This window comes from Lentzea miocenica (assembly GCF_033949945.1).
In the GTDB taxonomy this organism is placed as follows: domain Bacteria; phylum Actinomycetota; class Actinomycetes; order Mycobacteriales; family Pseudonocardiaceae; genus Lentzea; species Lentzea miocenica.
This window is the reverse complement of the sequence record NZ_JAXAVW010000008.1, coordinates 135113-152078: the sequence shown is the minus strand read 5'-3', so window position 1 is coordinate 152078 and position 16966 is coordinate 135113. Positions and strand designations below refer to the sequence as shown.

The 16966-nt window shown below is 68.6% G+C and carries 16 protein-coding genes; 11 read left to right on the top strand and 5 right to left on the bottom strand.

Features of this window, described 5'->3' with window-relative positions; genetic code table 11:
• Positions 1 to 16: 16 nt before the first annotated feature.
• Positions 17 to 547: a histidine phosphatase family protein gene (locus SK803_RS11825; RefSeq protein WP_319965951.1), complete on the top strand. Its 531-nt coding sequence runs from the start codon at positions 17 to 19 to the stop codon at positions 545 to 547.
• On the opposite strand, the gene SK803_RS11820 is transcribed toward SK803_RS11825, so the two are convergent.
• Together SK803_RS11820 and ccrA are read right to left on the bottom strand one after the other, a co-directional pair.
• Positions 534 to 1802: a chromosome segregation protein gene (locus SK803_RS11820; protein ID WP_319965950.1), complete on the bottom strand. Its 1269-nt coding sequence runs from the start codon at positions 1800 to 1802 to the stop codon at positions 534 to 536. The genes SK803_RS11825 and SK803_RS11820 overlap by 14 nt on opposite strands.
• A gap of 36 nt (positions 1803 to 1838) precedes the next feature.
• Complete coding sequence (gene ccrA, locus SK803_RS11815) at positions 1839 to 3152, bottom strand: crotonyl-CoA carboxylase/reductase (protein WP_086663801.1); 1314 nt, start codon at positions 3150 to 3152, stop codon at positions 1839 to 1841.
• Between the two features lie 163 nt (positions 3153 to 3315).
• Between ccrA and SK803_RS11810 the strand changes: the two genes are divergently transcribed.
• On the top strand, positions 3316 to 3675 hold the full coding sequence (locus SK803_RS11810) for an SPW repeat domain-containing protein (RefSeq protein ID WP_086663831.1): 360 nt from the start codon (positions 3316 to 3318) through the stop codon (positions 3673 to 3675).
• 60 nt (positions 3676 to 3735) lie between these two features.
• The gene (locus SK803_RS11805) at positions 3736 to 4305 is read left to right on the top strand and encodes a TetR/AcrR family transcriptional regulator (RefSeq protein WP_319965948.1); all 570 of its coding nucleotides are present in this window, start codon (positions 3736 to 3738) and stop codon (positions 4303 to 4305) included.
• Here the strand turns inward: SK803_RS11805 and mce are convergent.
• Positions 4265 to 4714 (bottom strand): methylmalonyl-CoA epimerase, encoded by a 450-nt coding sequence (gene mce, locus SK803_RS11800; protein ID WP_319965947.1) that lies wholly within the window; start codon positions 4712 to 4714, stop codon positions 4265 to 4267. The genes SK803_RS11805 and mce overlap by 41 nt on opposite strands.
• Positions 4715 to 4838: 124 nt before the next feature.
• Between mce and SK803_RS11795 the strand changes: the two genes are divergently transcribed.
• The 5 genes from SK803_RS11795 (at position 4839) to SK803_RS11775 (ending at position 10080) form a co-directional block, all read left to right on the top strand.
• The gene (locus SK803_RS11795) at positions 4839 to 6029 is read left to right on the top strand and encodes an acetyl-CoA C-acetyltransferase (protein ID WP_319965946.1); all 1191 of its coding nucleotides are present in this window, start codon (positions 4839 to 4841) and stop codon (positions 6027 to 6029) included.
• An 11-nt stretch (positions 6030 to 6040) separates the two neighbouring features.
• Positions 6041 to 6991, top strand: coding sequence for a methylmalonyl Co-A mutase-associated GTPase MeaB (gene meaB / locus SK803_RS11790; RefSeq protein ID WP_319965945.1), 951 nt, complete (start codon positions 6041 to 6043; stop codon positions 6989 to 6991).
• Positions 6988 to 7596, top strand: a complete 609-nt coding sequence (locus SK803_RS11785; protein ID WP_319965944.1) for a hypothetical protein — start codon at positions 6988 to 6990, stop codon at positions 7594 to 7596. The genes meaB and SK803_RS11785 overlap by 4 nt, the downstream gene beginning before the upstream one ends.
• 331 nt (positions 7597 to 7927) lie before the next feature.
• Positions 7928 to 9436: a sensor histidine kinase gene (locus tag SK803_RS11780; RefSeq protein WP_319965942.1), complete on the top strand. Its 1509-nt coding sequence runs from the start codon at positions 7928 to 7930 to the stop codon at positions 9434 to 9436.
• Positions 9427 to 10080: a response regulator transcription factor gene (locus SK803_RS11775; protein ID WP_319965940.1), complete on the top strand. Its 654-nt coding sequence runs from the start codon at positions 9427 to 9429 to the stop codon at positions 10078 to 10080. The genes SK803_RS11780 and SK803_RS11775 overlap by 10 nt, the downstream gene beginning before the upstream one ends.
• A gap of 12 nt (positions 10081 to 10092) precedes the next feature.
• Here SK803_RS11775 and SK803_RS11770 read toward each other — a convergent pair whose 3' ends face one another.
• Positions 10093 to 11415: a glycosyltransferase family 2 protein gene (locus SK803_RS11770; protein ID WP_319965938.1), complete on the bottom strand. Its 1323-nt coding sequence runs from the start codon at positions 11413 to 11415 to the stop codon at positions 10093 to 10095.
• A 346-nt stretch (positions 11416 to 11761) separates the two neighbouring features.
• Between SK803_RS11770 and wecB the strand changes: the two genes are divergently transcribed.
• From wecB to SK803_RS11755, 3 genes are read left to right on the top strand one after another with little or no spacing between them, the layout of a single operon-like run.
• Positions 11762 to 13018: a non-hydrolyzing UDP-N-acetylglucosamine 2-epimerase gene (gene wecB / locus SK803_RS11765; RefSeq protein WP_319965937.1), complete on the top strand. Its 1257-nt coding sequence runs from the start codon at positions 11762 to 11764 to the stop codon at positions 13016 to 13018.
• Positions 13015 to 14796: a polysaccharide deacetylase family protein gene (locus SK803_RS11760; RefSeq protein WP_319965936.1), complete on the top strand. Its 1782-nt coding sequence runs from the start codon at positions 13015 to 13017 to the stop codon at positions 14794 to 14796. Before wecB ends, SK803_RS11760 begins: the two co-directional genes overlap by 4 nt.
• An 11-nt stretch (positions 14797 to 14807) precedes the next feature.
• A complete protein-coding gene (locus SK803_RS11755; protein WP_319965935.1) occupies positions 14808 to 15422 on the top strand; it encodes a hypothetical protein in 615 nt (204 codons plus the stop codon).
• Here the strand turns inward: SK803_RS11755 and SK803_RS11750 are convergent.
• The gene (locus tag SK803_RS11750) at positions 15407 to 16954 is read right to left on the bottom strand and encodes an alpha/beta hydrolase (protein ID WP_319965934.1); all 1548 of its coding nucleotides are present in this window, start codon (positions 16952 to 16954) and stop codon (positions 15407 to 15409) included. The two genes, SK803_RS11755 and SK803_RS11750, sit on opposite strands and share 16 nt — an antisense overlap.
• Positions 16955 to 16966: the final 12 nt, after the last annotated feature.

The following is a 16966-nucleotide window of genomic DNA, read 5'->3' as shown; positions in this document are numbered from 1 at the left end:
CCCCATGATGAGTGGTGTGCCTACCCGAATCGTATTAGTGCGCCATGCGCAGTCCGTCCCACCACGGCTCGGTGCGCCTGACTACGACCAACGGCCGTTGACCGCCGCGGGGTTGGCCGCGGCGGAGTCGCTGGTGTCGCGTCTCGTGGGGTTCTCGCCGGTGGCGGTGCTGTCGAGCCCGCAGTCGCGCGCTGTGCAGACCGTCGCGCCGACCGCTGCCGCGCTGGGGCTTGCCGTGACGACCTGGCCCGAGCTGCGGGAGTGGGAGTCGGGGCTGCTGCCGAGCGCGGACTGGGAGACGCGGTACGCCTACAGCTGGGCTCATCCCGGTCTTGCGCACGGGGCGGGGGAGAGCCTCGACGCGCTGACCGTGCGGGCGGGGAAAGCGTTGGCGCGCATGGCTGACGAACACCCCGGCGCGACCGTGCTGGTGGGCTCGCACGGGACGTTCGCGTCGCGTGCGTTGATCGCGGCGGGGCGCCACGCGGACTGGGAGAGCTGCCGGGCGATGCCGATGCCGGCGATCTACGAGGTCAGTACTTCTTGACCGGCTTCGGCCGCGTGAGCTTGGCGGTCGGCCCGTCGACCTGAGGGGTCTGGGCGGGCTTGTTCGGTGAGGCAGGAGCCTGCGCCGCCTGTGCCTGGGGCGCGGGCTGCGCCGAACCCTGCTGCGGTGCGGCAGGAGCCTGAGGCGCCTGGGCAGGCTGAGCCTGTGGCGCGGGCTGGGCGGGCGCGGACTGAGCGGGCGCGGACTGGGCCGGCACCTGCGAGCCGCCGTCCGCGGGACCGTCCGCGGGCTCCTTCTCCGCCTCCACCGGGTCGAGCAGCGGCACGACCTCCTGCAGCGCCGTCCGCACGTTGTGGAGCTGGTGCGAGAGGCGGTTGCGGAGGTTGCGGAGCTGGTCGACGCGCTGCGTGGCGGCGGTGGTGCGGCGGTTGGCTTCCTCGGTGGCCTCGCGGACTCGGCGGTTCGACTCCTCCGTGGCTTCCTGGATGCGGGCGGTCGCCTCGGTGACCGAGTCGTGGCGGCGGCGGTTGGCCTCTTCGGTGGCTTCGCGCACGCGGCGTTCGGCGTCGGCCTTCGAGGTGGCCTGTTCCTGGGCGATGGCGGCGCGGACCCGAGCGGCTTCCTCGGTGGCTTCGCGGACGCGGCGGTCCGCCTCGGCCTTGGAGGACGCCTCCTGGGTGGCCAGGGTGGCCATGGCCTCGGAGCGGCGGGCGGCCATCGCGATCTCGAAGTCCTCTTCGACGGTCACGCGGCGCTGCTCGGACTCGTCGTTGATCTTGCGGGCGGCGGCCTCGGCCTCGGAGACGATCTTCTCGGCCTCGTTGCGCGCGGTTTCCAGGACGCCCTTGTGCTCGGCCTCCATCGCGGCGCGGCGCTCGTCCAGTTCCGCGATCAGCGTTTCGTAGCGCTGGCGCAGCACACCCGCGTCGGCTTCCGCCTTGGCGCGGATGTGCCCGCCCTCCGCTTCGGCACGGGCCTTGATCTCGTTGGCCTCGTCCTGGGCCAGCCGCAGCATGCGCTGGAGGCGCTCGGAGAGCCCCTCCAGCGTCGTCGGCGGCAGTGACAGGCGCTCGACCTGGTTGCGCAGTTCGGACATCTCCGAACGGGCGGCTTCCAGCTGGCGCGCCAGATCAGACGTCTGGGAGACGGCGGCATCGCGGTCCGCGGCCAGCAGCCGCAGGTCCGAGTCGAGGCGTTCGAGATGATCCTCGACCTGGGCGCGGTCATAACCGCGCTTGACGATGTCGAAGCCGGATCCCAGTGGGACGAGGTCACGGTCGTCGGCGAGGCCCATGCCCCTCACGCTACCCGTTCGGGTAACCCCAGAAGGTCACACACCCCGGAATCGGTTGATGGCCGTGAGGTGTTGCGCGCGCAGTTCGTGATCCAGCACACCAAGACCCTCTTCCGGGGCAAGGCAGAGCACGCCGACCTTGCCCTGGTGCGCGTTGCGGTGCACGTCGTGCGCGGCCTGGCCCGTTTCGTCCATTGAGTACACCTTGGACACCGTCGGGTGGATCTTTCCCTTTGCGACCAAGCGGTTCGCCTCCCACGCCTCGCGGTAGTTCGCGAAGTGCGAGGAGATGATGCTCTTCAGGTTCATCCACAGGTAGCGGTTGTCGTACTGGTGCATGTACCCGGAGGTCGACGCGCACGTCACGATCTTGCCGCCCTTGCGCGCCACGAAAACGGACGCGCCGAACGTCTCGCGGCCGGGGTGCTCGAACACGATGTCCGGGTCCTCGCCGCCGGTGAGCTCACGGATGCGCGCGCCGAACCGCTTCCACTCGCGCGGGTCCTGCTCGTGCTCGTCCTTCCAGAACTTGTAGCCCTCCGCGGACCTGTCGATGATCAGTTCGGCACCCATGGAACGAACGATCTCCGCCTTTTCCGGCGAGGAGACGACGCAAATCGGCGTCGCGCCACCGTTCAGCGCGAACTGCGTGGCGTACGAACCGAGTCCGCCGGACGCACCCCAGATCAGGACCGTGTCGCCCTGCTTCATGTTGGCGCCGTTGGTGGACACCAGCTGCCGGTACGCGGTGGAGTTCACCAGGCCCGGCGACGCCGCCTCCTCCCACGTGAGGTGCTTGGGCATCGGCATCAGCTGGTTCGACTTCACCAGCGCCAGGTCCGCGAGACCACCGAAGTTCGTCTCGAAGCCCCAGATCCGCTGCTGCGGGTCGAGCATCGTGTCGTTGTGCCCGTCCGGCGCCTCCAGCGGCACGTCCAGACAGTGCGCCACGACCCGATCGCCCGGCTTCCACGCGGTGACGCCGGGACCGGTGCGCACGACGACGCCGGCCAGGTCCGATCCCACGACGTGGTACGGCAGGTTGTGGCGGCCGCCCAGCTTCTTGAGGAAGCCGAACGTCGACACCGGCTCGAAGATCGAGGTCCACACGGTGTTGTAGTTGATCGCGGACGCCATGACGGCGACCAGCGCCTCGCCCGGACCGAGTTCGGGCGTGGCGACCTCGTCGACGTGCAGCGACTTGCGCGGGTCTTTGTCCCGCGTCTCAAGGCCTGAGAACATGTCGGCCTCGTCCGCGTGCACGGTCACGCCCCGATAGCTCTCCGGAACGTCCAAGGAACCGATCGCGTCCAGCTCATCGGCCAGGATCGCGTCAAGGATCTTCTGCACGGCGGCATTCCTTCCCAAGTGAGGGATAGTCGCAGGTTGCCGGAGGTTACTCAGTAGTAACCGATTCAGAATCCCGCTTGTGAGGGATTCCACTCAGAAGAGTTGACCGGGCGGCCAACCAAGAGGAGCATCGAGACTGTCCGAGAAGGAGGAGGTGGTGGAGATGACCAAGGCGTGGACCAGGTGGCAGGACTGGGCCGAAGTAGCGATCGGCGTGCTGGTGCTGCTGTCTCCGCTCGTCGTGGACACCTCGAACGCGGCCATGTGGACGATGATCGTGCTCGGCGCGCTCATCGCGATCGACGGACTCGTCGACCTCGCCATGCCCGCGATGATCTACGGGGAGTACGTGCAGATGGTGCTCGGAGCACTGCTGTTCATCTCGCCGTGGGTGATGAGCTACACCGACATGATGGCGGCCTCGTGGGCGTCCTGGGTCGGTGGCGTGCTCACCGTGGCCGCGGGGGCGCTCGCAATGCCCGCCGCGAACGCCGCACACTCGGCAGCGGCTCAGCCGCACTGATCAGCCGGAAACCTGTGGGCCCAGGAGAGTTCTTGGGCCCACACACTCGTGGAGGAAAGCGTGGAGGATTCGGCCAAGGAGCGCATCCTGGCCGCGGCCGAGGAGCTGTTCGCCGACTCGGGCTTCGACGCCACCCCGACCTCGCGCATCGCCGAACGCGCCGGCGTGCCCAAGGGCCTGGTGCACTACTACTTCAACCGCAAGCGGGACCTGCTGGCCGCACTGGTCGCACGGCTCCCGGACAGCACGGTTGACCACCGCAGGGTCGTCGTCGTGGGAGACATCGCGGAGTCGTTGCGCAGGCTCGTCGCGGCACTCGACGCGCGCTTGAACGCCTCACCGCTGCTGTCGCACCTGCTGTGGCGTGAAGCGGATACGCATTCAGCGGTGCGTGACGCGATGCAGGCGCGCTACGACAACGTCGCGGCGCAGATCAAGCAGGTGATCCTCGCCGCGGGCGGGGCGGCGGTGGCGCTCAAGGACGTCGAAGCGGCCGCGGCTCTCCTCGCGCTGGCCGTGAGCTACCGGCACTCGGTGGCGCGGCACAGCGACGAGGAGGACCCGATCGATCGCGAGCTGTCGTTCGTGGCTAGTGCGTTGGGCCAGCCGCAGGTTCGACCAGCTCAATGAGCACACCGCCGGCGTCCTTGGGGTGCACGAAGTTGACGCGGCTGTTCGACGTGCCGCGCCGCGCCTGGTCGTAGAGCAGGCGCAGGCCCTTGTTCCGCAGCGCGTCCGCCGCGACGTCCACATCGGACACCCGGTAGGCGAGCTGCTGCAGGCCGGGGCCGGAGCGGCCGATGAACTTGGCGATCGTCGAGTCCTCGTTCAGCGGCGCCAGCAGCTGGATCGCGGTGCCGTCGTGGTCGCCGGGCGCGTGCAGCATCGCTTCACGAACGCCCTGCTCCTCGTTCACCTCAACGTGAGCAACCTCAAGGCCGAAGTTGTCGCGGTAGAACGCGATCGCCACGTCCAGATCGGGCACGGCGATGCCCACGTGGTCGATCGCGGTCACGAATCGAGCGAGGTCTGCGTTCATAGCGGGCAAGGGTAACTACCTGATCGGTGCAGGTGCGTCTGTGCGTGGGCTCACACGATTACCGCCCAGTAGCCACGGGTATGGTGCCTAGTTAACGACCGTTCGCTCTTCCATGGAGGCAGCTGTGTCCGGTTCCGTCATCGTCGCCGGGGCGCGCACCCCGATGGGTCGACTGCTCGGATCGCTCAAGGACTTCTCCGGCGCCCAGCTCGGTGGCGTCGCGATCAAGGCGGCACTGGAACGCGCGGGCGTGGCTCCCGAGCAGGTTCAGTACGTGATCATGGGTCAGGTGCTCACCGCCGGCGCCGGCCAGATTCCGGCGCGCCAGGCCGCGGTCGCCGCGGGGATTCCGATGAGCGTTCCGGCGCTGACCATCAACAAGGTGTGCCTCTCCGGCATCGACGCGATCGCGCTGGCCGACCAGCTGATCCGCGCCGGTGAGTTCGACGTCGTCGTGGCCGGTGGCCAGGAGTCGATGACGCAGGCGCCGCACCTGCTGCCCAAGTCGCGCAGCGGGTTCAAGTACGGCGACGTGCAGCTCCAGGACCACATGGCGAACGACGGCCTGTTCTGCGCGTTCGACCAGGTCGCGATGGGTGTCTCCACGGAGAAGTACAACGCCCGTTACGGCGTCACGCGTGGGGAGCAGGACGCGTTCTCCGCGCGTTCGCACCAGCTCGCCGCGAAGGCCGCCGGGAACGGCGTCTTCGAGCAGGAGATCGCGCCGGTCGCGATCCCGCAGCGCAAGGGCGACCCGATCCTGTTCAGCACCGACGAGGGTGTTCGTGGCGACACGACCTCGGAGACGCTGGGCAAGCTCCGTCCCGCGTTCGCCGCGGACGGCACCATCACCGCGGGTTCGGCGTCGCAGATCTCCGACGGTGCTGCCGCCGTCGTCGTGATGAGCAAGGCCAAGGCCGAGGAACTGGGCCTGGAGTGGATCGCGGAGATCGGCGCGCACGGCGTCGTCGCCGGTCCGGACGCCTCGCTGCACGAGCAGCCGTCCAACGCGATCAAGGCCGCCTGCGCCAAGGAGGGCATCGAGCCCGCCGACCTCGACCTGGTCGAGATCAACGAGGCGTTCGCGGCGGTCGGCATCGTGTCGGCCCGTCAGCTCGGCGTGTCCGAGGACAAGGTCAACGTCAACGGCGGCGCCATCGCGCTGGGCCACCCGATCGGCATGTCCGGCGCCCGCATCGCCCTGCACCTCGCTCTCGAGCTGCAGCGACGCGGCGGCGGCGTGGGTGCGGCCGCTCTGTGCGGTGGTGGTGGTCAGGGCGACGCTCTGATCATCCGCGTGCCTGCCAAGGCCTAGTGTCTTTGGCTGTGGCCAAGGTCGTTGACGTAGCAGGACTGGTCGACCGCGCGCGTGACGGCGAACCGCGCGCGGTCGCCAGGCTGATCTCCCTGGTGGAGCAGGGGAGTGCACAGCTGCCTCTGGTGGCCGCGGCCCTCGCTCCGCACACGGGCAACGCTCAGGTCATCGGCCTGACCGGCGCACCTGGTGTCGGCAAGTCGACGTCCACCAACGCCCTGGTGCGTGCTTTCCGCGCGGACGGCAAGCGCGTGGCGGTCATCGCCGTCGACCCGTCCAGCCCGTTCTCCGGCGGCGCGCTGCTCGGCGACCGCGTGCGGATGGGCGACCACGCGACCGACCCCGGCGTCTTCATCCGCTCGATGGCCACCCGCGGCCACCTCGGTGGCCTGTCCTGGGCCACCCCGCAGGCGTTGCGCGTGCTCGACGCCGCCGGCTTCGACGTGATCCTCGTGGAGACCGTCGGTGTCGGTCAGTCCGAGGTCGAGATCGTGGCGCTGGCCGACACGACTCTGGTGCTGCTGGCACCGGGCATGGGCGACGGCATCCAGGCGGCCAAAGCGGGCATCCTGGAGATCGCCGACGTCTTCGTCGTCAACAAGGCCGACCGCGACGGCGCCGACCAGACAGCGCGCGACCTCAAGTACATGATCTCCCTGGGCCGCCGCGACCGCGAAGGCCCGCTGTGGCGCGTGCCGGTGGTGAAGACCGTGGCCGCCCGCATGGAAGGCCTCGACCGCGTGGTAGAGGCCATCGCCTCACACCAGGCGTGGATGGCCGAGCACGGCGAACTGACCGAGCGCCGCCTGCGCCGCGCCGGCGCCGAAATCGAGGCGATCGCCGTCGAACGCGTGCGCACCCGCTTCGGCCCGGTGGACCAACTGGCCAAGCGCGTGGTCGAGGGCGAGCTGGACCCGTTCGCCGCCGCGGAGCAGTTGATCAGCGGTAATCTGCGGCCATGACCGCTTGGGGAGCACCTCCACCTGTTGTCATCGACCTCGGCAAGAGCGACACCCGCAAGGTGCTGACAGGCGGCTCGGTCGCCGGCGTGCTGGGCGTCCTCGCCCTGATCGGCGCCGTGACCGCCTTCATCGACGGCGAACCCGTCGGCGGGACCATCGCGGCGATCATCGGCATCGCGTTCACCTTCATCGGCGTGATGGCCGTCGTGAAGTGGAAGACCATCTCCCGCCCGCGCAAACTGATCATCGAGCAACAGGGCATCCGCCTGGACGACCCGCAGGGCATGCCGTGGGCCGTCGGCTGGCAGGAGCTGGGCGCCATCTCGATCTCCCGAACCCAGGAACGCGCCGTCCAACTGGCCGACGCGCTGGTCCGGCGGACGCTGGTCCGCGTCGATCTGCACCCGCGCGACCCGCAGCGGTTCCGCCCGGCGCACCCGACGATGGAGCCCCTGTGGGAGTTCCACCGCGTGCAGAACGGGTACCGGCTGCCGTTGGGGGACTCGGCGGGGTTCATCGGGCCGATCGATCAGGGGCTGCGGACGTTCGCGCCGCAGATCTACCGCGGCGTGATCGACGAGGGCTTCAGCGTCGGCCTGCACTGAGCCACCCGCCGGGCACCTCGTGGAGCTGTGGAACGCGACCAGCTGACGCGTCCAAGCCCACTCGCCCGGCCGGCACAAGCCCACCGGCGCGGTCGCACCCCACTCGCGCAACCGATCCACTCGCCCGGCCGACCCCGTTCGTCACGCTCCCGTGCACGGCGGTGACCAACCGCAGTTCCCATCGCCCGCCGGCCACCAATTGAGACCAGCCTCTACTCTGAGTAGTCCCCATTTTCACTGTTTGCAGTGATGGTCTCCCCCTTGACTACGCTGGGGAGTTACCCTCGGTCGTTCGTACGGTGTCACTTTTATCCCCCCAAGGGGTGAAGCCGTGGGCGGCAACGTGAGCACGGAACAGCGGGTGCTGGACGTCGTGCTGTCGTTCGCCGAAGACGACACCCTCCCCGACCTCCTGCGCCACGTGGTCGAGTCGGCATGTGACCTGGTAGGAGCCCCGTACGGTGCCCTGGCCGTGATCAACGGGCACAAGGAGCTCCTCGAGTTCACCCAGCACGACGGCCAGACGCACATCACAGCCGGTGACCCGCGCTCGATCGGCGTAGCGGACTTCCTCGGCGCGCCCGTCAAGGTCCACGACGAGACCTTCGGCAACCTCTTCCTGGCGGGCAAGGACCAGTTCACCGACCAGGACCGGGACATCCTCACCGCACTGGCGACAGCCGCGGGATCGGCAGTTGGTCACTTGGACCGCTATGAGCAGACTCGCAAGCGTGAGGTATGGCTCCGCGCCGCCGCCGAGGTGACCACCAACCTCCTGACGGGCACGAACGGTAGAGACGCGCTCTACCTGGTCGCGAAGACTGCACGAAGAACCGCCAACGCCGACTTCAGCGCGGTGGTGCTCCCCGACCACAACGGCGACCTGGTCATCGAGGTCACCGATGGCGGCACGTTCGACGCCGAGGGCATGCGCGTGCCGAAGGAAGGCACGGTGAGCTACCGCGTCTACGAGTCCGGCCAGGCCGAGTGCCACGACGAGGGCACGGTGCCAACGGTGCCCGGGCCGTGTGCGGTCGTGCCGCTGGCGGTGGGCGAACGCACCATCGGCGTGCTGATCGTGGCGAGACCGAAGAACGGGCCCAGCTTCGACGACCCCGAGCTGATCGCGGCCTTCGCCGCCCAGGCCGCGCTGGTCCTGGAGTTCACGCGGGCACAGGGCGACACCGAACGGCTGGCGGTGCTCGAGGATCGGGATCGCATCGCGCGGGACCTGCACGACCTGGTCATCCAGCGGCTGTTCGGGCTCGGGCTCGGGTTGCAGGGGCTGACCGGGATGACCGCCAGGCCTCAGCTCTCCGAACGGATCAGCGGGTTCGTGGAGGAGGTCGACCACACGATCCGCGAGATCCGCAGGACCATCTTCTCCCTGCAGGAACCGCCGTCCGGGGGCACGAGCCTGCGCGGGCAGATCCTCAACGCGGTGCACGAGTCGGCGCGGTTGCTGGGGTTCGAGCCCGACGTGTCGCTGGAGGGGCCGCTGGACTCGGTGGTGCCGGACCAGCTCAGGCCCGATCTGCTGGCCACGCTTCGGGAGGCGCTCACGAACGTCGTGCGTCACGCTAGGGCGAAGCACGTCGCTGTCGCCGTGAGCGTGAACCGCACGATGACCCGGCTGGAGCTCACGGTCAAGGACGACGGCAGAGGCTTGCCGTTGGCTGACGATTCCGCCGGCGTGCCCCATCACGCCGGCGGACTCGCCAACATGGCGGCGCGTGCGCGGCGTCATCACGGCGACTGCGCTGTGGACTCGATCCCCGGTGCGGGTGTGGGCATCACCTGGTTCGCCCCGCTGGTGCTGCAGGAGGCGAGATGGCGATAGCGGTGCTGGTGGTGGACGACCACGAGATCGTGCGGCGCGGGCTGGTGCAGTTGCTGGCGCAGGCAGACGACATCAACGTTGTGGGGCAGGCGGACAGTGCGGCCGCGGCGGTGGCCCAGGCGCCACGTCTCAGACCCGACGTGGCGATCATCGACGTCCGGCTGCCCGACGGCGACGGGGTCACCGTCTGCCGGGAGATCCGCAGTTCGGTGCAGCCGCCGCCGGCCTGCCTGATGCTCACGTCCTATTCGGACGACGAGGCGTTGTTCGGCGCGATCATGGCGGGCGCGTCCGGGTACATGCTGAAAGAGGTCTCCGGCAACGATCTCGTCGCTGCCGTCCGCACGCTCGCCTCCGGCGGGTCACTGCTGCACGCCGGGGTCACGGCGACCGTCCTGCAACGGCTCCGCGGCGGACCCGAGGAAGACCCGCGCTATGCCGCGTTGAGCCCGCAGGAGCGCCGCATCCTCGATCTCATCGCTGAGGGCATGACGAACCGGCAGATCGCGAACCGGCTGTTCCTCGCGGAGAAGACGGTGAAGAACTACGTGTCGTCGTTGCTGCACAAGCTCGGCTTCGACCGCCGTACCGAGGCGGGCGTCTACGCGGCCCGGCGCAGACGCACCCACCCCGGCACGTTCTAGCAGACCTTCCGGCTAAGCGATCTTCGGAACCGGCTGCGCGCTGAGGGACGGAACTTCCTTCTCCGCCAGCCGTTCCGTCTTCGCCCACGCGTTGCGCCCCGCGAAGTGCCGGTACAGCGCGCGCAACGTGGAGATCGAGCCCAGGATCAGGAACAGCGGATAGGCCAAGCCGACCGCGAGGCACCGCAACAGCGGCTCGTCACCGTGCTTGAGCCGGTGCACCACGCCCCAGATCAGGCCGGGCAGCACCAGTGCCACCAACCAGATCCCCAGCGCCAGCAGGGTGTTCGAAGTGTTGGCGGTGGCCCCGCCGAAGTCGTGGCCGCTGACCTGAGCGTAGAAGTTGAAGCCCACCAACGCGGTGATGAGCAACGTCATGGGCGCGACCAGCCACGGCGTCAGCAGGTACTGCAGGAACTCCAGCAGCGCGACGGATCCCACGTGCTTGGCCCTGATCAGCTTCGGCACGTACCCGAGGCACTGCAGGTTGCCCTGACCCCATCGGGTTCGCTGGCGCAGCAGCCGTTGTACGTCGGTCAGCCCCTGCTGGGTGATCGTCGCGTGCGTGGCGTAGCGGATGCGCTGGCCGGTCAGGTGCACGCGCAGGCCCAGCTCCAGGTCCTCGACCAGGCAGGCGGACCAGGGCGCGTCGCCGAGGCCGATCAACGCCGACAGCCGCACGAACTGGCCGTTGCCGCCGAGGCCGACCGTGCCGACGACGTCGCGCAACGACTGCGAGGCGTCCACGACACAGCTGAACTCCAGGTCCTGCAGGAACGCCAGCAGGTTGGTCCGGTTGTGAATGCGGACCCGGCACTGCACGGCCCCCACAGCGCGCTGCGCGAAGTACGCCGTGATCTCGGACAGCATGCCGGGCTCGCCACGGCCGTCGCCGTCGATCACACCGACGATCGTGCGGTGCACGGTGCCGGCCTCCTCGGCGATGCCGCGGATGTACCGGAACGCGTGGTTCAGCGCCTCACCCTTGCCCTTTCGGGCCTCCGGCGGATTGCGTCTCAGCACGTGCAGCCGATGGTCGTCGATCTCCGCCAGCACGTGCGGCGTGCGGTCGTCCGAGCCGTCGTCCACAACGACTACTTGAACGGGTGTGCGCGCGCCGTCCAACGCGAGTGCGGAACGCACTGTGTTGGCTACAACACGTTCCTCGTTCAACGCCGGAATGATGATCCAGTACTGCAACGGATGCCGTGACGGAACTTCTGGTCCACCCGGTTTCGGGCGCCACCAGACGAACAGTGCGAGCACCAGGTTGTAACTGGGCCAAAACACGAGCAGGACGAGCATGAACGTCGCGAATTGTGTCGTGTCGGTCATGACACAAACCTGTCTACAAAAGCGGTTGTACTGGCAACAACAGCCAACCGGATGTGAAGTTGAGGCATTGCTGCTCCTGGTAACGATGCGCTGGGCCGGTGCGAAATACCAGACAGCAAGGCCGGGAGCTGGTGTTCGAGGCGAGACTAGAGGCTGGTGAAGCGGAGCGTCAACCGGCCATATCGGGGATGAATGCACCTTCGTTACACGAAGTTCGTCAAGCTAATCACCGATATGGCGGTACCTGCGCGGGGCGGGTACCAATTGATTGTGAGCGACCATCTAGTCGCTACATGTGATGGCGCACGTTCGCCGCGCGTGCCTGAAGAGTACAAAGAGGTAAAAGATGGGACTAAGTGCCCTGGTGCCCGGCCCTCGGCAGTTCGACCGGGGCGAGGTTCCCGAGGTTTTCCTGGTCGCCGGAACGCGCCCGGAAGCCGTGAAGATGGCGCCGGTCGCTGCCGCGATGTTCGCGGGCGGGCGCCTCCGGCCCGTGGTGGTGAACTCCGGGCAGCACCCGGAAATGGTCGACCAGGCCCTGGAGTCGTTCGGCTTCGCGGCCGACGTCAGACTCAAGCTGAACCGCGTCACGGGCGGCCAGGCGGAGCTGACCAGCCAGCTGATCGAGGAGCTCGACCGGCTGTTCACCGAACGCTCGCCGGCCGCCGTGCTCGTCCAGGGCGACACGACGACGACGCTGGCAGGCGCGCTCGCCGCGTTCTGGCAGCAGATCCCGGTCGTGCACCTGGAGGCAGGCCTGCGCTCGCACGACCTGACCTCGCCGTTCCCCGAGGAGGGGAACCGCAAGATGGTCGGCCAGCTCGCGTCGCTGCACCTCGCGCCGACCGCTGACTCCGCCGCGCACCTCGCCGCGGAGTCGTTGCAGGGCAACAACGTGCTGACCATCGGCAACACCGTGGTGGACGCCGTGCTCGACGTGGCCGCCCGCCGTGCCCCCTACGGCGACGCCCGGCTGCAGGAGATCGAGAACCGGGTCCACAGCGGACAATCGCGTCTGGTGCTGGTCACCACGCACCGCCGCGAGTCGTGGGGCGAGCCGCTCGACCGCGTGCTGCGGGCGGTGGCCGACATCGTCGAGGCCAGGCCCGACGTCGAGATCGTGCTGCCGGCCCACCCGAACCCGGCCGTGCGGCAGCAGGTGATGGACGTGCTGGGCGGAGTCGCCCGCGTGACGATCACCGACCCGTTGCCGTACGCGCAGATGGCACGGCTGCTCGCGCAGTGCACGCTGGTGCTGTCCGACTCGGGCGGCATCCAGGAGGAGGCGCCGTCGTTCGGCGTCCCGGCCCTGGTGCTGCGGGACGTGACCGAGCGGATGGAGGCCGTCAACGCGGGCTGCGCCGTGCTCGTCGGCACCGACCGCGAGCGGATCACGTCGCTCACCGTCCAGCTGCTCGACAACCCCGCCGCACGCGAAGTCATGACCGCCGAAGGCAATCCGTTCGGCGATGGTCTCGCGTCCGTGCGCACCGAACAGGCGTTGGCCTGGCTGCTGGGCCTTCAGCAGCAGCGACCCGTTGAGTTTGCTCCGTACGCCGGCAGCGCGACTGTGCGCCTGTCGGGAGAGGTGGATGTTGCATGAAGGCCAGACTGTTCAAGTTGGCCGTCGGGGTCGCCCTCGCGGTCGCCATGGTTCCCGCGCCCGCTCAGGCGGCGCCGCTCTCCCTCGTCGACAACGTTGGTGAGCTCATCGACAACGTGCTGCCCGCTCCGCCAAAGCCGCCCACGACGCCTTCGGCGACGAGCACCCGGATCGCCAAGCGCACGACGCAGCCAGGCGTGATCTCGACGGTGCTCGGCACGCTCGGCCTGTCCGCGACCGCCCAGGCCGCCGCGACCGGCACGAACGGCGGCGGTGCGCCCGGCGCGAAGTCGACGCAGAAGACATTGGTCCTCTACGACAACACCGGCCCGTGGGCGTGGCTCGGTGAGGCGTACGCGGTGCAGGCCGGCAACCTCGTCTCGCACGGCAGCTCGTACGTCATGCACCCGGTCGGGGCCTACACGGCCGGGGAGATCTCCGGCTACACCGGCGTGATCTACATCGGCTCGACCTACGACGAGCCGATCCCGGTGGCGTTCCTCGACGACGTGCTGGCGACCACCAAGCCGGTGTTGTGGATGGCGAGCAACATCTGGCAGCTCACCGCCCGTGCGCCGAGCTTCCAGACGACCTACGGCTGGAACTGGGTGCAGTACGACTTCGGTGCCGCGACCACGGTCCGGTACGAGAACACCGACCTGGGCCGCAACGCCCTCGCGACCCCGTCCGGCCTGATGATCACCTCGATCACCGACCCGGCGATCGCGTCGGCACCGGCGATCGCGAACGGTTCCGCCGCCGGCCCGATCAACTGGGCCACCAAGGCCAAGAACCTGACCTACATCGGCGAGATCCCGTTCAGCTACGTCGACCACGGCGACCGCTACCTGGCCGCCGCCGACCTGATCTCACGCGTGTCGAACCCGACGATGGCCGACCGCAAGCGGGCGCTGGTGCGCATCGAGGACGTCGGCCCCGACGCCGACCCGAACGAGCTGCGCGCGATCGCCGACTACCTGTACGCGCAGAAGATCCCGTTCAGCATCGCGGTCTACCCGCGCTTCGAGAACCCGCTGGGCGCCGACAACAACGGCGTGCCCGAGGCGGCGAACCTGGCGCAGAGGCCGCAGGTCGTGAACGCACTGCGGTACATGACCCAGCGCGGCGGCACGATCCTGATGCACGGCTACACGCACCAGTTCGGCAAGGCGATCAACCCGTACGACGGCCGCAGCGGCAACGACTTCGAGTTCTACATGGCCCACGTCAACGAGAACGACAGCGTGATCTACGACGGCCCGGTCCCCGGTGACTCGGCGTCGTGGATGCAGGGCAGGATCAACTCGGCGTCGACGGCGCTCGCGCTGGCGGGCTTCCCCCGCCCGACCATCTTCGAGCCGCCGCACTACGCCGCGTCGGCCGTGGACTACCAGGTCATCCAGCAGAACTTCGGCAAGCGCTACGACCGCGGCCTGTACTTCGGCGGGTACTGCCCGGGCGGCGCGTGCGGCGCCGGTGCGCCGCAGTACGACAAGATCTACGGCCAGTACTTCCCGTACCTGGTCCGCGACATCTACGGCTCCGTCGTGGCGCCGGAAGCGGTGGGCAACGTCGAGCCCGAGCCGTTCAACAACCACCCCGCCCGCCTGCCGGCCGACCTGGTCAAGACGGCGAACCAGCTCAAGGTGGTCGATGATGGTGTCGCGAGCTTCTTCTACCACCCGTACCTCGGTACCGGGCACCTGCGGGACACCGTCAACGGGCTGAAGAGCGCGGGCTACACGTTCGCGTCCGTCGCCACGGTGATGGCCGGTTGACAGGAGGTCTGGTGCGCTGGTTGTGGGTGGTGCTGGTCCTGGCCGGATGTTCCGCCGGTCAGGTCGGCCCACCCGCACCCGGTGGCACGGACGAGGGCTGGCAGGTCACCGTCTACTACACGGCGGTCGAGTCGTTCCACAGTGGACCGTCGGTGCCCGTGCGGGGATGCCTGGTCATCGACTGTGAGAACGGCAAGGACCTGCTCGGCACGTTTCCGCAGTCGTTCGCGAAGGCGGTGAAGGACGAAGGTACCGGGCGGACCGCTTCCGGGCGGTACCTCAACTGGTCGCACGACAAGGGCTACTGGCTCGACTCGGAGCCGCGCGACTCGTTCGGCAAGCCGTTGAAGCCGTTCGTTTCGGCGGCCGCCGACGGGCTGAAGACCGGCTCACGGATCAAGCTCGTCTCGTGTGGACAGACGCCTGAGGGTGCGAACGTCGACTTCGCCGTCTGTCAGAAGCTCGCGTCCTCGTCGTGGGAGATCACCGACGAGTTCACGCCGGGGCTGGGCGGGGACCGGCACATCGACCTCTATCTGGGCGAGGAGACCGGCCCCCGGTTCACCGAGAGTCCCTGGTACACCACCTTGTCCGAGGCGGTGCTGGAGGTTCACCAGCCGAGCTGAACCGCCAGCTCGCGCGCCTTGGTGAGCGGGTTGCCCGTGCCCTCACCGGGCGCGGGCAGTGGCTCGCCGGGACAGCTCAGGTCCTTCGCCGGCACCACGCCGTCGACGAGGTAGCTCTCGACGACACCGCTGACGCAGTCGTTGCTGAACCCGTAGATGCCGTGGTCGCCCTCGTCCTGCACGGTGAGCAGCCGCGAGTTCGCGAACTTCCGGTGCGCCCGTCGCGCGCCTTCGAGCGGCGTCGCCGGGTCGCGCACCGACTGCACCATCAGCGCTGAGTCCATGCCGACGCCGTTGGGGCGCTTGAGGTTCACATCAGGGCGGTCCCACCAGGCGCACGGGCCGGTGATCTGGTAGCCGCCGACGAGCGAGTACTTCCGGACGCTCCTGTCGCCCTCGCGTTCCAGTGTCCTGCGGTCGCCGCGGAACGGCGTGTCGTTGCACAGGATCGACATCTGCGTGCCCATCAGCGCGTCCGGGTACTGCTTGGGCGGCTGAGCCTTGGCCAGTGCGGCGGGCGGGACGCCGGCGATCTGCGCGAAGAGCACTGTCGTGGCCTCGAACGCGTCCTTGTCGTACAGGCCGGTGAAGAACAGGGCGTCCAGCAGGACCGGGGTCACGACGGTGCCGTCCGGCAGGGTGACGGGTTGTTCGGCCAGCCGAGCGCGCGTCGTCTCGTACTTCTGGCGCACCTCCTCCGCGGTCTTGCCGAGGTGGAACACGTTGTCGTACTTCGCCACCCACGGCAGGTAGTCGACGCGGAACCGGCGCTCGGCCCCGGCCGGGAGGTTGTCGAAGACCTTCTGCCACGACTCGGTGAACTCGGTGTTGGAATCCAGCACGATCTTGTCGAGCGTCCTGGGGAAGTAGGTGGCGTAGTAAGCGCCCATCCAACTGCCGCCGGAGTACCCTAGCCAGCTGACCTTCTCGCGGCCCATGACCTGGCGGAGCAGGTCGAGGTCGCGCACGGTCTGCTCGGTCGTGATGTAGCGGCCGAGTTCGCCGGACTTGGTCTGGCAGAACCTGGCCTGCAACTCCATGCCGCCGTAGATCAGGTCGAGGTTGGCCTTGCTCCGGTCGCGCCAGTCGGTCGCGAGCCGGTGCTGGTAGTTGCCACACGTGACGTTGTCGCTGCCGCCCGTGCCGCGGACGTCGATGCCGACGATCTCGGCGTTCTCGCTCAGCTTCGGGCGGTTGAGGTAGATCAGCGGCAACGTGCGTCCGGCGCCACCCGGTCCGCCCGGGTTGGTGAAGACCGTCGTCTTCGCATTGCCGTTCAACGGAACCGTGCGGCTGACCGCGATCGTGATGGTCTTGCCGTTGTGCGGGTTGTTCCAGTCCATCGGCGCGGTGAAGCTGCCGCACTGCAACCGTTCGGCGCCGGGCGGGAAGCCGGGCGGGACCGGGTCGAAACACCTCTGCCACGTGATTTCCTGGCTGGCCAGACTGTTCTGGGCTTGTGCGGGTGGTGCCATCAGCGGTGACGTTGCCGTGACGACCGCTAACGCCGCCGCGATTCTCTTGCGCTGCATCGGTTCCCCCTC

Excerpts from the sequence above, each read along its gene's own strand:
- SK803_RS11820 (WP_319965950.1), bottom strand. The coding sequence starts at position 1,802 with ATGGGCCTCGCCGACGACCGTGACCTCGTCCCACTGGGATCCGGCTTC.
- SK803_RS11810 (WP_086663831.1), top strand. The coding sequence starts at position 3,316 with ATGACCAAGGCGTGGACCAGGTGGCAGGACTGGGCCGAAGTAGCGATC.
- mce (WP_319965947.1), bottom strand. The coding sequence starts at position 4,714 with ATGAACGCAGACCTCGCTCGATTCGTGACCGCGATCGACCACGTGGGC.
- SK803_RS11785 (WP_319965944.1), top strand. The coding sequence starts at position 6,988 with ATGACCGCTTGGGGAGCACCTCCACCTGTTGTCATCGACCTCGGCAAG.
- SK803_RS11775 (WP_319965940.1), top strand. The coding sequence starts at position 9,427 with ATGGCGATAGCGGTGCTGGTGGTGGACGACCACGAGATCGTGCGGCGC.
- SK803_RS11770 (WP_319965938.1), bottom strand. The coding sequence starts at position 11,415 with ATGACCGACACGACACAATTCGCGACGTTCATGCTCGTCCTGCTCGTG.
- wecB (WP_319965937.1), top strand. The coding sequence starts at position 11,762 with ATGGGACTAAGTGCCCTGGTGCCCGGCCCTCGGCAGTTCGACCGGGGC.
- SK803_RS11760 (WP_319965936.1), top strand. The coding sequence starts at position 13,015 with ATGAAGGCCAGACTGTTCAAGTTGGCCGTCGGGGTCGCCCTCGCGGTC.
- SK803_RS11750 (WP_319965934.1), bottom strand. The coding sequence starts at position 16,954 with ATGCAGCGCAAGAGAATCGCGGCGGCGTTAGCGGTCGTCACGGCAACG.